9 protein-coding genes and 1 pseudogene are annotated in these 16126 nt (G+C 41.8%); 1 reads left to right on the top strand and 9 read right to left on the bottom strand.

The genetic code is table 11. The annotated features are described in order from the left end of the window. Window positions 1–75 precede the first annotated feature (75 nt). From EXT43_RS00670 to EXT43_RS00655, 4 genes are all read right to left on the bottom strand, one after another. Window positions 76–2412: a fatty acid cis/trans isomerase gene (locus EXT43_RS00670; protein ID WP_130166151.1), complete on the bottom strand. Its 2337-nt coding sequence runs from the start codon at window positions 2410–2412 to the stop codon at window positions 76–78. Continuing rightward, window positions 2409–2789: a hypothetical protein gene (locus tag EXT43_RS00665; protein ID WP_055198464.1), complete on the bottom strand. Its 381-nt coding sequence runs from the start codon at window positions 2787–2789 to the stop codon at window positions 2409–2411. Before EXT43_RS00665 ends, EXT43_RS00670 begins: the two co-directional genes overlap by 4 nt. 138 nt (window positions 2790–2927) lie before the next feature. Further along, a complete protein-coding gene (locus EXT43_RS00660) occupies window positions 2928–3593 on the bottom strand; it encodes an SDR family oxidoreductase (RefSeq protein ID WP_130166150.1) in 666 nt (221 codons plus the stop codon). A 115-nt stretch (window positions 3594–3708) separates the two neighbouring features. Beyond that, window positions 3709–4503, bottom strand: a complete 795-nt coding sequence (locus EXT43_RS00655) for a VOC family protein (protein ID WP_130166149.1) — start codon at window positions 4501–4503, stop codon at window positions 3709–3711. 225 nt (window positions 4504–4728) lie between these two features. On the opposite strand from EXT43_RS00655, the gene EXT43_RS00650 reads away from it, so the two are divergent. After that, window positions 4729–6801: a TonB-dependent receptor gene (locus tag EXT43_RS00650; RefSeq protein WP_240701456.1), complete on the top strand. Its 2073-nt coding sequence runs from the start codon at window positions 4729–4731 to the stop codon at window positions 6799–6801. Between the two features lie 65 nt (window positions 6802–6866). Here the strand turns inward: EXT43_RS00650 and EXT43_RS00645 are convergent, their stop codons facing one another. From EXT43_RS00645 to EXT43_RS00625, 5 genes and pseudogenes are all read right to left on the bottom strand, one after another. Further along, on the bottom strand, window positions 6867–7583 hold the full coding sequence (locus EXT43_RS00645; RefSeq protein WP_130166148.1) for a hypothetical protein: 717 nt from the start codon (window positions 7581–7583) through the stop codon (window positions 6867–6869). A 71-nt stretch (window positions 7584–7654) separates the two neighbouring features. Continuing rightward, window positions 7655–9451: an alkaline phosphatase gene (locus EXT43_RS00640; protein WP_130166147.1), complete on the bottom strand. Its 1797-nt coding sequence runs from the start codon at window positions 9449–9451 to the stop codon at window positions 7655–7657. An 11-nt stretch (window positions 9452–9462) separates the two neighbouring features. After that, window positions 9463–11052, bottom strand: coding sequence for an alkaline phosphatase (locus tag EXT43_RS00635; RefSeq protein WP_130166146.1), 1590 nt, complete (start codon window positions 11050–11052; stop codon window positions 9463–9465). Window positions 11053–11353: 301 nt separating this feature from the next. Then, window positions 11354–14998 (bottom strand): Ig-like domain-containing protein, encoded by a 3645-nt coding sequence (locus EXT43_RS00630; RefSeq protein ID WP_062566593.1) that lies wholly within the window; start codon window positions 14996–14998, stop codon window positions 11354–11356. A 1052-nt stretch (window positions 14999–16050) separates the two neighbouring features. Then, window positions 16051–16126: pseudogene (locus EXT43_RS00625) on the bottom strand (elongation factor Tu); the annotation flags it as partial.

Raw genomic sequence — 16126 nt, 5'->3', positions numbered from 1 at the left:
TAAAAATAATTGTAGTTCATAGAATACAAGAAAGCCCACTTGAAGTGGGCTTTAAACATGATAGTTAACAGAAATTTATCGATTTTCGAGTCGGTTATAGTCAAATAACCCAAATTCAACGCCGCGATACTCTTTCGCTACACGGTGTAAAATATCGCTGTATTGCCAAAACTGTGGATGTGTTCGGCGAATAGCGAACTCACTTTTCAGATCTCTGTAAGCTGCTTCATCTGTTGCTTTAGCCAGCCCAGCTGCAAAAGCTGCAATTTGCTGGTCATTGTGTAAGTACCAAATGGCTTCTGGGTAATCACCTATGAACCCAGGCACAATCGTTACTGTATCTTCGTCATAAGCTCGTTGCCCTTCTTCATTCAATAAGCTCGAAATATTGTAATGAGCATTATGATGGATCAGGGTATAGGCCTTATGCTTATCATCGCCATCTTTGACTAACACAAACGAAATTTGCGGTAGCAAGTTCACTGCTTTAACCGGAAGGTTGTTAATTTTAGCAAGTGGCTCAGGCACTTTCGTATAGTCGTAACGAGGGCTTAAAATTGGCTTAAGCTTCTCTTTTAGCATATTGAACAACTCTGACTGCGGATCCATTGTTTTGTATTCAATGCCCGTAGGTTGGCTAAATGACAATTCATCTTCAAAGAAGCTCGTTAAGCTAGGTGGCGATTTACGATACCACTGGGCTTTAATTTCTTTACGCTTAGCTTCTGGTAATAATGCAAGGTAGTTTGCTTCACCTTCTAAGCGTAAAAAGTCCATATACAAACGAGTTAATAGCTGATGACCAATGTTGCCATACACATCAAACCCCGCCACCAGCAAGTAATGAATACGTTCAAATAGTGCGTAGTCGAGTATCCAGGCGGTTTTTGGTTGCTGGCCTATCCAGCCTTTTACAACTGTTGCGCTATCAAAGTGGCGGAACACTGTGAGTGCTGCATTTTGGTTATGGCCATCACCCTGCCAAAGTAAATCGGTTGTTAGGTGCTGACCGTTCTCAAACATCTTATTAGCCAGTGCAACTTTGGCTGACAAATATTTGTTTTGGCGTTTTGAATACTTCACCCAACTAGAAATCGGCAAGGCATTGCTTTCTTCTTCAGCTGGTAATGCTAAGGCATCTTCATGTTGTAACAACATTTCACCGACTTTAGGTGTCGCCGCCATTTCAGGTTTAGCAAACCCCACCCAGAACTGGTCGTTAATCACGTTTAACGCGATTTGACCTCGACAAACAGGCCCTTTAATAAAGCCCATAATAATAAGCTCAGCTTCATCAAGCATAAATTGATAACGTGAGTTTACTGGTATTGCCGCAAAGGCCTTAAATGGGTTTGATGCCACTTCTGGCTTATAGCTTGGCAGTTTATCTACTTGATAATCAGCTTCAATAAATTGCGAATGTAAGCGTGCAAGCTTTTCGTCATTTAATGCTAAAGGTAAATGTGTTTTCGCTAAAATAGTCGAACGATCATGCATTAAACGATAGTAAACACGCTCAACCTTAGGGTCTTCATAAGGGCGACGGGTGCTAATGTGTTTGATCTCTTCACCCGGTGGCGTTGAAGAGCGAACCAGCTTAAAGTAGCTGTGTTTATCGCCATGCTCAGGGAAGTAAATATGCGCTAAATACCAGTGCTCATAAATATAGCGAGCAGCCAACTGATGCTTTAAACCATCTTGATTTAAAAATGCTTCCCAACGTTCGACTTGTTTGAGTACCCCCTTTTCAGGAGGCTCGATATGAGCTAAATAACCGCCCTTCTTAAGCCATTTAGCAAGGTGTTGAAACTCTTCGCTTGAGATCCCCGGCAAACCATAAGGCATACCACTATGCGGGCTATCTTTAGCGAATGAGTCAAACTCATTCATTGTGGTACATGTTTGCTCACGGTCGAGTGAAAAATCAAACTCATCACCTAAAATAGCTTGCTTAGGCAGAGGGCTACTTTGCTTAAGTACTAAGGCATTATAAAGCACGCTACCAGCTAGGTTCGCTTCTTCGGTTTGTGCTCGCTCGTTAAGTACTGGGGTAAAGCCTTTTTCACGCCACTGGGCGGTACTTGTCGCATCGAACAATAAACGGCTTGGCTCTTGGGCTAGTAAGCGAGTGCCGTCATAAACACGCTCTTTACTTAAGCCGCGGTCAATACCTTCCACAGAAGATAACTTAAGCTGACATGGTGCGTCATAACAGCCATGGCAAACCACACAACGAGTGTCTAGTACCGGCTTTACATCACTTAAAAACTCGGCACCTTCAAGTGTTGATGCAGCAACAACGCGCTCTCTAGGTTGCTCTTCACCAAACAGTTCATCGTAATGAGCGGCACCTAAATAAGCACAACCACTTAATAAAATAAGACCAAATACGGTGGTGAGGAGTTTTCTCATCCTTCCTCCTCGATATCTTCAACGTCATCGCCTAAATCGAAGGTTGGCATCATATCGACTTGCGGCGACACAAAGGTTTGGTCGTTGTCGCAACTAAGCATTGCGCTCAATAGAGGTCCACGAACGAGTGTCAGTTGCGCATCATGCTCACCATCAATCAATGCTTGATAGTCATCATTTAATGCTTCAAGACGATATTCATTAATGGCAATTGCGACACTGCTATCAACAGCTGGGTTTTGGCAAAGCTGCGCGAGTAACTCTTCGCTTAGCGTTACATGTAATAGTAAATCTGGAGATTCGATATCGCGGCTGTGAAGGTTCTCATCAAAATAAAAAAGAGGAAGGGTTAAATCGCTATTTTGCTCTAATTCCATGTGCTGCTCTCTACATCAAAATGACTTTTAATTGTACGAGTATAGCAAACTATAAGTTCAATAATTAGCGAAACTTATCAGCCGTTAGCAGCTTTTTAGCTGCTAACTAATCGAATTATAAAAACAGTGAAAAATGCATTACCAAGGTAGCGTTTCGCCGTTTGAATGCCAAAACCCACCTGTGTTGCTAAGGTTTAATTCGTCAATCCGCTTGATGAGCCGCTCTGCGGCAGTTTCAGGGCTGATATCGCCGGCAAAATTAACCATTTGCGTTTGTACAAAGCCCGGATGAAATAACCCTACGGCAATTTTTTTATCTTTTAGTTCATGGGCTAAACTAACACTGGCGGCATTAAGCGCCGCTTTTGACATACGATAACCAATGTAACCACCCGAGCCATTATCAGCAATTGAGCCCATACGCGATGTGATCATCGCCACTTTGGCATCAATACCTAAGCTTTGCTGTAATGCATGAGTAATACGAATAGGTGCAATACTGTTCACGCTAATTTGCTTTTCGATGGCTGCAAAGTCCATGTCAGCTAATGTTTCGTTATGAAAAATACCGGCGTTGTTAACTAAAATATCAATTTTGTCGCCGTGTAAGTAATTGGCAAGTGTTGCAACATCATCGGCGTTAGATACATCAATATCGCTAATAATTTTCACATCGAGTGCTTGAAGCTCCTCACTTGGCGTGCGAACCACTGCGGTAACACGGTAACCTTGGGCTGAATACTGTTTACAAAAATTAAGACCAATACCTTTATTGGCCCCCGTAACCACCACATGCTTAGTCATCAATCTGCTCCTTAGTAGGCTTTTCTATACCCAAACCACCTCAAGGTGCGAGTTTGTGCATTTTGAGGAGGCTTAGATATATATACCTTGGGACAGATTGGCAAAAACCAAGGGCTTAAGTTAATTCATCAATGGTTGATTTAAGTATAGAAAATACGGCCCCTTGTGGATCGGTAATCACACTAAAGCGCCCAACATCTGGAATGTCTGTTGCTGGCACACAAATAGCGCCATTAAGCTGCGTTGCTTTAGCGACTGCCTGATCGCAATCTGCTACCGCAAAATAAGGCATCCAATGGGGTGGAATATCATCTGGCCATTCATTGGTCATTTCAAGCATGCCTGCAATCGGTTGCTCATCAATGGTAAATAAGGTGTAATCCATGCCCTCCATTGGTTTCACCTCAAACTGCCATCCGAATAACTGACAATAAAAGTCGCGACTTTTTTGCATGTCTTTCGACACAAGCTCAAACCAGTAAGGCAGGTTAAGCTCTTGTACTCGTTTTGCCCCGATATGCTCACCGGCTTGCCATAAGGCAAATGTTGCACCGCCTGGTTCTTGCAGCATCACCATGCGACCCGCCGTCATAACATCATGTGGCCCTGCCAATACAGTTGCACCTAATGATTTTGCCAGCTCAGTACTTTGGTCAACATTATCAACAGCAATGTACAATAACCAATGGGTTGGCATCTCGCTCATACTTTCTGGCAGTTGATACATAGCGGCAATATCATCACCTTGCTTTTGCAGCATGGTGTAATACATATCTTCGCCTATTGGCTGGTCGTCAAAACCCCAGTCAAAAAGTTGCGTATAAAATTGCTTCGCAGCTTGCCAGTCTTTAGCGCATAACTCGGCCCAGCAGAAAGTACCTGCTGGGTGTTTTGTATTTATTTTTGTCATGGCTGTTCCTCCTTCATTAACGGTAATCAACAAGCTGCTTTTTTGCCAATTATTTTTAAAATTTATTTAATTCACGTTTAGAAAAATTAAATAATCATAATCAATAACTTAGGTTTAAACCCTGCTAAAACAGAGAATTGCAGTTATGGCACTATATTGATTGTCACAACAAACGCATGTATAAATGCGAACAATTTTTAATAACAATTGTATAGCGATTTAACTATGACAATGAAATTTGCGCTTCCTTTTTTACTTACTCCTATCGCTGCGTTTGCAAATCAGGCCCAAGATATTGAACGTATTACCGTTTCTACAACTCGTAGTACGGCACCTGTTAGTACTGTACCTGCAACTATCAGTGTTATTACTAGTGAAGACATTGCTGAGCAACTTGCTCACACTCAAGATCTATCGCAAATTTTAGGTAATTTATTACCGAGCTTTTCACCTAGTCGTCAAAAAATGACCAGTGCAGGTGAAACACTCCGTGGCCGTGAGCCGCTATACATGATTGATGGTGTTCCTCAGTCAAACCCGCTTCGTAACGGTTCTCGTGATGGGAATACGATTGACCCTGCAATGATCGAACGCATCGAAGTGATCAGTGGCGCAAATGCAATTCAAGGTATGGGCGCAAGTGGCGGTATTATTAATATCATCACAAAATCAGCTGGCGATTTTAATCACCAAATGAGTGCGGGGTTTAGCACTCCAACAGACGGTGGCAGCGACAGCCAAAGCTATAAAGCCAGCTACTTATTCAGCCAACAACTAGATGATATCAGCTTTATTGGTGGTGTATCGGCTCGTAGTACAGGTATGTATCGCGATGGTAACGGTGACTTTGTTGGTTTAGATGGCACACAAGGTGACACGCAAGATTCAACCAGTCTAGACTTATTTTTTAAAGTGAAATATCAGCTTGATAACGAGCAAAGCATTCAAGCAATGCTGAATCACTACAAAATTGAAGGTAATGGTGACTTTGTAGCTGTAAATGGCGATCCAGCAACAGGCCTTGCAACCTCTGCTGAAAAAGGCGATGTAGAAGGCGACACGCCACGTAACCGTGTAACAACCTTTACCCTAGATTATAACCACAGCAATGTGGCTGGCGGTAACCTTGCTATTCAATTATTTACGCAAGATTTTGCAGCTATGTATGGTGGTGGCACATTTGCTACGTTCCAAGATCCAGCCTATGGTGAGACTATTTTCGATCAGTCTCAAAATAAATCACAAAAGTTTGGTAGCCGCGTTACTTACAATAAAGATAACCTGTTAAACAGCCAGTTTGATATTGCGACAGGTATTGATTTACTTTCTGACGAAACATACCAAGAGCTTGCGCAAACAGGTCGCCATTGGGTGCCAAAAACCAAGTTTAATAACATCGCGCCATTCGCTCAACTACGTTATGACGGCTTAGAGGATTGGACGTTCAATGCCGGTGTTCGTTACGAGTACGGCAAATTAAAAGTGGATGATTTTACTACCCTAGCATCTTACAACAGCAGCTTTGTAGAAGGCGGTGAGCCAAGCTTTAATGAATTATTAGAGAACTTAGGTGTTGTCTATCAAGTTACTGATGAACTTCGTCTATATGCAAGCTACAGTGAAGGCTTTAGCATGGCTGATGTTGGTCGTGTGCTGCGTGGCATTAATCAAGCAGGTTTATCGGTTGAGAGTTTCTTAAACCTAGAGCCAGTCATTTCTGATAACCGCGAATTAGGTTTTGAATTTGCCAACGATAGCTTCAATATTAAAGCCAGCTACTTTGAGTCTGACTCAGACTTAGGTTCACGTTTACAAGCTGATGCTGATGGTATTTACAGCGTGCAACGTGAGCGTACTGAGATCTCAGGTTTTGAAGCAAATGCTCAATATTACCTAACTAACAGCACAACATTTGGTGCAAGTTACGCTGATACAGAAGGTCAATATGATGGTGATGGCGACAATAAAGTAGAGAGCGATTTAGGCGGCAGCAATATATCACCTACACGTTTAAACCTTTACTGGCAGCAACAGTGGCCAGCGAATCTTTCTAGCCGCGTACAAGCTAACAAAATATTTGACCGCGACTTTAATACTGGTGAAGAGTTTGACGGCTACACAACCGTTGACTTATCGGTGCAATATCAAAGTGTTGAGTACGGTGCATTTAGCCTAGGTATCGATAACCTGCTAGATAAGTATTACATCACTTACTACGGTCAAACACGCCCAGCTGCAACACGCTATTTTGCGGGCACCGGTCGTACCGTAAACCTAAATTGGAACTATGCATTTTAGGTTTAAGCTAAGTAATTAAACAATAAAAAAGGCACCTTGGTGCCTTTTTTTGTGGTTGGTACTAATTAGTGATGATGCCCATGCTCACCTTTGAGCTGATTACCTTGCGCATCATAAAAACCGCTCGCGCCATGCTCAACAAACCCTAAGTTGATCATTTTAGCTAAAAACGGATCGCTTTCATTATCACCGATATCTGCGTAATCGGTCGTTTGATAGTTATCCCATTTCGCAAATTCTGCCTGAATCTTTTGCTGGTTGTGATGACTGGCTATTAAAGCAATTTCACGGCTATAAGTTGGTGTTGAAATACGAATTGCTTTGAGTAACTTTTGATTGGCAAGCCAGCTTAGCTCTATTTTGCTCTCACCCTGCTGTTGTGTGTAATACTCTGTTAGCTCACAGCCTTCACCTGTGCTTTTCTGGTGCGTCATTGAGGCTAAAAACTTATCGCTTACTAGCTGATATTTGCTATTCCAATCTTGTTCACCTTGCACTTCCGATGGTTGATACTCAATACCACGCTGGGCATGCTGAAAATAACGAATTGGGCGAATTTGTTGATTGCGCAACTGTTGCCATAACTCAATAAACTGTGGATTCTGCTTAGCCACCTGGTGAGGCGTACGCCAAAGGGTAAAGGTGTTTTCAGTATGCTGCTTATTAGCAACTATATCTGTGGTGACCGTATAGTCTGCTTGCGTAAAACCGGTGTTCATATCGCATTGCCCTGCAACAGCAAGAGGGCTAAGTAATGAGGCAAGTAAGATGGCTGCTTTCACGGGATTCTCTTTTGTCTGGTTTACTTTATAACTAATTGAGTAAGGGAGGCTTAGAGCCTCCCAAACACTCATTATTGTGCTAATTTATCATCGGCTTGTTTAACAAGGTCAGCTGCATAATCCATAACATGGAAAATAAGGCTTTGCTCATTAGTGCCTGTTACTAAATGTGCACCTGGGCCTACTGCATACACACCCACATCTTCTGCTGCGTGTGTTTCAGAGCCTAGTGGTACGACAGCCTCTTGGTGGAAACCAGGTGTTGTTGTGTCAACATCAGTTAAATCAACACGACCCGTTACCGGCGCAAAGTTATAACCTGCATCAGCATCAGTCTCATCACCTAAGTCGCGGAAACCGCCACCATTGGTATAACCAACCGTTGTGTATGGCATGTTATCTGCTGCAAGTGATGGTTCATCACTACCCACAGGTACCACTTTACCTAAGATTGGGTTACCGCGTTTTGGGTAGCCTGCAATGGTAAATACGTGGCTGTGGTCAGCTGTTACTATGATTAACGTGTCTTCGATGCTGGTTTTATCAAGAGCAACTTGGACTGCTTTTGAAAGCTCAACTGTATCGCTTAGTGCATTGTAAGCATTACCAGCGTGGTGACCGTGGTCAATACGGCCAGCTTCAACTGTTAGCATGAAACCATTGGCGTTGTTATCTAACACATCAATTGCTTTTGCTGTCATTTCAGCAAGTGAAGGCTCGCCAGCTACATCATTTGCGCGATCTGCTTCGTATTGCATATGTGATTCATTAAATAAACCAAATACGCGCTCTGTTGACTCTGCATCGATTGCATCAAAACCAGCTTGGTCCATCACATATTGACCTGCTGGGTATTTAGCTTTCCATTCAGCTGTTAGGTCGCGACCATCTGTACGGTCACCTTCTACTGAACTCACAGCATCAGCAGAATTAAAAGCAGCGTCTTTCGGTAAGAAATGACGACGACCACCGCCCATGACAACTTCTAAACCATCAACATCGAGGCCTTCGTAGCGTGCTTCTAGGTTTGCTTCAAAGTTAACTAACTGCGATGCAATATCTTCACAGCCAGCGGTTACTGCCGCTTCTGGCATATCTGATACGTCTTCCCAGTTACGGTCAGCCGATTTTGCATACGTTGCTGCAGGCGTTGCGTGAGTGATACGCGCTGTCGAAACAATACCAGTCGATTTACCGGCAATCTCAGCAAGCTCAGTGGCTGTCACTAGCTCATTACCTGCAACCGTTGCACAGTTACCACGCTCAATGTCTTCATCAACACCGATAACGCCAGCATCCGTTTTTACGCCCGATGCCATTGCTGTCATCGTACCCGCAGAATCAGGTGTTTGCGCATCAACGTTATAGGTTTTAGCAAACCCTGAGAAAGGTAGTGTTTCAAAGCTAAGTTGATGTTCTTCACCCAACTTACCTTCAAGCTGACCGGCCATGATACGTGCTGCCGTCACGGTTGAAATACCCATGCCGTCACCCACGAATAGGATCACGTTTTTCGCTTTACCTGACTCTTTTACAGCGGCAGCAATGTTTTCTTCGCTAGTAGCGACTTTAACTTGTGCTGACTTGAACCATTCATTATCAGTTAACGGCGCTAATTGCGATGCCGTTAACGACGTTGCTGGTGCATTACATGCAACGCTTGTATCCGTTACTTCTGCTGAGTCTAGCTCACCGTTATCGTTACTATCTTCACCTGTTAGGGTTTCTGTACCACCGTTTACACACTGCTCAGAACCAACAGCTAATGTATTTTCAACGGTTAATGTTTTTGGTGAGTTGTCATCGTCATCAGAACAACCCGCTAATGCCACTACTACAGCAAGAGAAATTAAATTTAGTTTTTTCATCGTCGTCGCCATTATTCTTCGATTAGTTCTAGAGCTTGGTTAATGATGTGGAAAATTACGTTTTGCTCCACAACGCCTTGTGCTAGTTGCGCACCTGGACCTTTTGCATGAAGTGAAATATCTTCACCCGCATGAGTCTCAGAACCTAATGGCACGGTAGCTTCTTGGTGATAACCAGGCATCGTCGTATCAACACCCGTTAAATCAACACGACCTGCAAATGCCGCTTCGCTATATGATGCATCTGCATCAGTTTCATCACCTAAATCGCGAAAACCTAAACCATTTGCATAACCAACTGTGGTGTACGGCATACCATCTGCCGCAAGGCTTGGCTCTTCGCTACCAATGGCAACCACTTGACCTAAGATTGGATTACCGCGCTTTGGATAACCCGCGATAGTAAATACGTGGCTGTGGTCGGCAGTAACAAGAATAAGTGTTTCTTCTGGGTTGGTGTTCTCAACTGCTGTTTGCACTGCTTTGGCAAATTCAACGGTATCGTTTAACGCGTTATAAGCATTGCCCGCATGGTGGCCATGGTCGATACGACCAGACTCAACGGTTAAGAAAAAACCTTTTTCATTGCTCTTTAAGATATCAATTGCTTTACCTGTCATTTCAGATAATGATGGCTCACCCGCTACATCGTTAGCGCGATCTGCTTCGTATTGCATGTGTGATTCATTAAACAGTGCAAATACACGTTTGCTGTCAGCATTTAGCGTATCAAAGCCAGCTTGGTCCATGACATACTTGCCATCAGGGTACATTTCTTGCCATTCAGCAGTTAGGTCACGCTCATCAGTACGGTCGCCTTCAACTTCACTAACTGCATCAGCTGAATTGAACGTTGCATCTTTCGGTAAGAAGTGACGACGTCCACCGCCCATCACAACTTCAAGACCATCTACGTCAGTGCCTACGAAGCGTGCTTCTAGGTTCTTCTCAAAATTAACAAGTTGTGAGGCAATATCTTCACAACCGGCTTCCACAGCATCAGCTGGCATATCTGATACGTCTTCCCAGTTACGGTCAGCTGATTTTGCATAGGTCGCAGCTGGCGTTGCGTGAGTAATACGCGCTGTTGAGATAATACCTGTTGCTAGGCCTTTGATTTCTGCTAGTTCTGTAGCGGTAATTAACTCATTACCGGCAACGGTTGCACACTTGCCACGCTCGATGTTTTCGTTAACACCAATAACACCTACATCGGTTTTAACGCCTGAAATAATTGCTGTCATTGTGCCTGCAGAGTCAGGTGTTTGCGCATCAACGTTGTAGGTTTTGATTTGCGCAGAGTAAGGGAATTCTTCAAAGCTTAGTAAGCCTTCTTCGCCTGACTTGCCGTCCATTTGTCCCGCCATGATACGAGATGCAGTCAGCGTTGAGATACCCATACCATCGCCAACAAATAAAATGACATTTTTAGCTTTAAACGTTTGCTCAGCCTGAGCCGCCGCCTCTTTTTCTGTTAATTTTGTTTCAGCGGCACTATACCAATCATTTTGTTTTTGACTGTCTGGTAACACACCTGCATTGGCCGTCGCTGACAACGCCAGCGTTAAACCAATTGCAGTAGCAATTTTATTAATTTTCATCGTTACGTTCCGTTAGTACGTTATTTTAAGAATTTGAGTGCTAACTAAACTGCACTTGGATAATTAGCGCAGCCATACTAAGAAGGCATTGTTACTAAAAAAGTGAGTTTTCATGACGAAATGATGAAACCCAAAAAAGTAGCTCAAGAAGGTAAGTAATTAGTTTTAGAGGAAATAATAGGGTTAGTGGTTTAAGAGTAATTCAAGCTTCCTTTTAAATAACTTCAATGTAATCAACATGAATAAAAAGCCCTTGAGCATATTACTCAAAGGCTTATAGTTGCATTGTTATTTAATTTACTTACTTTTTGCGACGTCTTAGCAAGCTAAATGGCGCTAGAAGTAAAGTTAGCCAAAATAAACTACCACCGCTGCTTGAAGATGATTTTTCAACTTCAGGTTTGCTACCTTCACCGTTTACAGTCACAGTAACGGTTGTTGAAACTTGTTCTGAGCCATCAGATACAGCATAGCTAAATGTTTCTGTCGCTGAGCTGCCAGCATATAAATCAGCAAACTTCCCAGCTGGGTCATATGTGAATGTACCATCCCCATTATCAGTAACAGTTCCTTTAATACCTTCCACATCTAACGAGACCACAGATAGAGCATCGCCATCTTCATCACTATCATTCCCTAAAGCATCTATGAGTACTGTTGATGATTTAGATGTTGAAACCTCGTCAGCTTCAGCTGAAGGTATAGTATTGATACCCGTAATAATCACAGAAACCTGAGCCATAGACTCTGAACCCACTTCATCAGCTATCGTATAAGTCAATGCATCTGTTACTTGTTCACCTTTTGTCAATGAATCAAATTGACCATTTGTAGAATATGTCCAAGTACCATCATTATTATCTGTTAATTCACCTGTTAGAGTATCCAAGTAATCAATTAATGTTATTGAATGACCATCAGCATCACTATCATTTTGTAATGGTGAAATATTTACAGTTCCATTTTCGTCAACATAAACAATATCGGCTTCAGCTGTTGGAGGCGTGTTGATAGATACAGATATGGTTACCTGCCCCTCAACAAATGCACCATTATTATCAGTCACAATATACTTAAAGGAATCGGAAATAACTGTTCCAGGAACTTCATCATCAAACGCGGTTGATGCATCGTATGTAATCTGACCATCAACTAAACTTACAACACCCAAGGTTCCATTATTTTGTACACTATCAATTGATAGAGTATCACCATCTAAATCTGTATCATTTTCTAAAACATTGATAACTGTTGTTTGACCTGACCAAATTGATGCAACATCTTCAGCTGCTACAGGTGCGTTATTTGGAGGCGTATCAGTATTTAGTGGAGCACCCGCACTAATTTGGTATCCACCAGTAGTTGCGGTCGTATCTTCATGCTGCACTACGGCGTAGAGAGTTGACTCTAAGTCCGTAGTAGCAACTTTATAGAACACATAGCCTGTTTTAGAAGGGTTTGTATCTAACGTAATATCTTGATCAATTACAGTTATGCCATCTGACTTATATAATGTAAGGCTAGGTTTCATCCCCAAGCTTAAGTCAGATACACGAACAACAAACTCACTTGTGGTATCAATGTTTTCGATTTGATAAAAGTCTAGGTCTCCCTGAGAGTCAACCATCCCCTCGATTCCAGCATTACTTGGAGTAAGATCATCACTCAGATAATAACTGTCATTACTATCACTGTATGGGACATCACTGACTACTAGTGAAGTTTTAGCTATACGAACAAAATTCTCATCGATACTTGGCAACGTCTCAGTTTCTGGTACTGAGCCATCAATAGTTGGCGTTAATAACCCTGTTGTGGTGTACACTGCATTGCTGTCATTATTGTCTACATGCACTTCAACTTGATAAATACCATTTTGATTATAAGGTGCAATTACTGAGTAAATTCCGTCCCCTGAAACAGCATCTCCACCAATGCCATTATCAAACATTTCAAGTTCGCTTTTAACTTGGTTTGGATCTGTAATAGTTGCCTTAACATTAGCGCCTGTAATTAGTTTATCTTTGGTGATTGCCGTAGTCAGGATCATAGGGGCTGGATAAGTAACTGCGTTCCCATCAACTCCTTCAACGTTGACAGAGTATGTACCTGATAAGCTTGGTTCAGCACTCACATTTACCGCAGCAGTAAGGCTAGTACTTTGATTTAGATTCGTTAATTGTAACTGCCACTGCCCTGCACCATGTGCAGATAGTTTCTGGTTAGAAATATTAGCACTACATGATTGAGTGCTAGCAGTATCTATACAGTTGAAATCTATATCGGTAACGAGTGTACCAGCACCATCAAATAGCGCTAACTCAAGATCTGCAAGATCTGCATTGTGATTTACAAAAACATTTATGTTATCTAGTCCAGAATCAACATAAATTGGCTGACTGGCGCTTTGAGTACTATCAATTGAGTATGTTGTAGATGCAAGGTTCTGATTATCTGTCGCAATCGCATTAGCTTGCAAGAAAGCATCAACAATTTCAGCCAATGATGTTGGTGAAGAAAAGTACTTACCACCAGTAGCATTAGCTAAAGTGAGAAGTGGGCCAGTTGGTGATGCACTACCATAGCCAAAACTGAAAATTGGCATATTGGCTTGTTGATAATTACTGATAACCGACGCCTGTGACAAGCGAGAATCATTGTCATCACCGTCGGCTAGGACAAAAACAACACCTGGAGCACCGCTTGCTTGAGTTTGTTGATATTGTTCTAAGTTATCAAGCGCTAATTGTGAACCATCGTAAAGGGCTGTTGACCCTCCAGCTCTGATTGAATCAATTGCTGCTTTTAGTTCAGTTTTTACTGAAACATCTGGGCTTTCAATTTTAGTTACAGGAAAATCTTGTATCACATTATAGTAGCTAGAGAAGCTAACTAACCCCATTGATGTAGTGCCTTCTGCTGTAGCATCAACAAGAATTTTAGCTGCTTGTTTGGCATTATTGATTGCCGCACCGCCCATACTACCTGAACGGTCAATAACCACTTGCATATCAATATCACCTTCAACCCAAACTACATCAAGCTGATCTCGGCATGATGCTTGAGCTGAAGGTAGTTCAATCTTTACTGGTGTTACATCATCTGGAGCATTGTTAGCCAGAGTAAGAAAGCGAGTACGCTCTGGTTGAGCCGTTTTTCTTCCTAACTTAGGATCATCTTTGGCATCTTGTAATAGCACTTCCCATGCACTTTTTCCGTATACTCGACCTTGAGCTGTTCTATCAACATTACCAATATTTGTTGCAGTAGAGTGATTAAGCCAAAGCATATCACCTTGTAGAGCTTTCCACTGATTACTCATAATAGAGTTAGTAGCTAAATCAGTTTTTATAGGGCTATTTGCATCTGCGCTTTCAGCTACGCCTTGATACTCGTCAAAAAGGCCATAAGCATAGTGCCCCCATTCATGGGCAAGTGTATAACCAGCACCTTTAGGATCTTGAAGCATATCATGGTCTTTGCCAGCACCTGCACCGTTCGGGAAAACATCACCAAACCAAATATGCATGCCATTCGCACCAAAACCTGACGCATTAGCTCTAGGCCATTCTCTTGACCCCCAAATAATATCTGATTTAGAGCGATGTTTATTTTCTCTAAATACACTCACTGTGCCAAGCTTATGCTCACCATTTGTTTGCTCACAAATAGCATCTGCGAAATTTTTAAAAATTTCTTCATAGGCATTCTGCTCTGCACCTTCTGGATTATTGTATAACGACACTGTTATATCAAAAATTGCAGTTGACGAATCAGTACTGACAGCTGAAAGGCTTTGCATACTGTTAGCTGCAAATACTTTCTTTTGCTGATGCTGATCGACGGTACTGACTCTAGATAACCAACTATTGGCAGCAATTGTTGATGTTGAGGCAAGTGCAGCGGCAACGCATAAAGCAGTTTGCGTAAGTTTATTTTTATACACTAATAATTCCTTTTTATATTAACAACTTAAATTTCACCTACTGTTTTAAAGCTACTATTCGATTTAATAACTAAAAATATTGGGCGATAACTCCTTACTTAAATGTGGTCTATATTTTAAAAGTTTTCGACCACTACAGAAGGAAGTGCCTGTTACAGGAAAGGAATTAACATTAATTAGATTGATATATACATAGTTATTCATACCGATTGTTGGCAAATAATTAACACAACAATCCCCACCGAGGTGTGAATTTTATGTATGTCTTCAGTATTTCAGAGCTTTTGAAGATAGAAAGAGAAAACCTACTGCTACTTATGAGCAATTTAGATCAAACCATCAAAGTACAAGCTATAAAGATACTGAGCATCTAAAGGGGAATTAAAAATATACTGCAAATAGCAAAGCTATTTTTTGACAAGTAGCACTTAAGCTAGTCATTAGCCATCCCTGATAAAACCATTCCATTTACATGACGGCAGTGATTCTAACAAAATCCATTAACAAAATACTACTATAAGATTGATTTTCGATTTCCTGTTTAGGAACAATACATTAAGCGAGATTTACCCAACTCTTATAATATTTAACTGACATCTAACTGATACTTGAGCAATTTAAGCTAATTTCACATAAAGAATCTAACATCCCCAATACAGAAACTATATTAACAATAAAAATTTAGTGAAATATTCACATTAAAATGACGTTATTAATGAATAAAACGATAAAACAATAGCGTAATGGTGATTTTTATACAGTGGTTAACGAGGGTAAAGTTCAAAGGGTCTAGGTAAAGCCATTAGGAGGCATGGTTTATGGTAATGGGGGTCATAAAAGAAAAGGTTTACATGGTTGTGTTGGGTTTCGCTGCGCTCAAACCAACCTACCCGAAGAATGAACAGGACGAATGCTGAGTGAGATACCACACAAACCAACCCCACCAATCTAATCTGACGTCTGAAAGCTGACAGCTGATAGCTTTTCTACAAGTATTAAAAAAGGCCGCCTGGGCGACCTTTTTATAAGCTGTGAAGCTCTATCTGTTGATATTACTCAACGATAGTTGCAACAACACCAGCACCAACTGTACGGCCACCTTCACGGATAGCGAAGCGTAAACCTTCG

Source organism: Pseudoalteromonas sp. CO109Y, assembly GCF_004208935.1.
Classification (GTDB): Bacteria; Pseudomonadota; Gammaproteobacteria; order Enterobacterales; family Alteromonadaceae; genus Pseudoalteromonas; species Pseudoalteromonas shioyasakiensis.
This window is presented reverse-complemented; position numbering and strand designations above follow the sequence as displayed.

Coding starts and splice junctions, on each gene's coding strand:
- EXT43_RS00670 (WP_130166151.1), bottom strand. CDS start 2,412: ATGAGAAAACTCCTCACCACCGTATTTGGTCTTATTTTATTAAGTGGT.
- EXT43_RS00665 (WP_055198464.1), bottom strand. CDS start 2,789: ATGGAATTAGAGCAAAATAGCGATTTAACCCTTCCTCTTTTTTATTTT.
- EXT43_RS00660 (WP_130166150.1), bottom strand. CDS start 3,593: ATGACTAAGCATGTGGTGGTTACGGGGGCCAATAAAGGTATTGGTCTT.
- EXT43_RS00655 (WP_130166149.1), bottom strand. CDS start 4,503: ATGACAAAAATAAATACAAAACACCCAGCAGGTACTTTCTGCTGGGCC.
- EXT43_RS00650 (WP_240701456.1), top strand. CDS start 4,729: ATGACAATGAAATTTGCGCTTCCTTTTTTACTTACTCCTATCGCTGCG.
- EXT43_RS00640 (WP_130166147.1), bottom strand. CDS start 9,451: ATGAAAAAACTAAATTTAATTTCTCTTGCTGTAGTAGTGGCATTAGCG.
- EXT43_RS00635 (WP_130166146.1), bottom strand. CDS start 11,052: ATGAAAATTAATAAAATTGCTACTGCAATTGGTTTAACGCTGGCGTTG.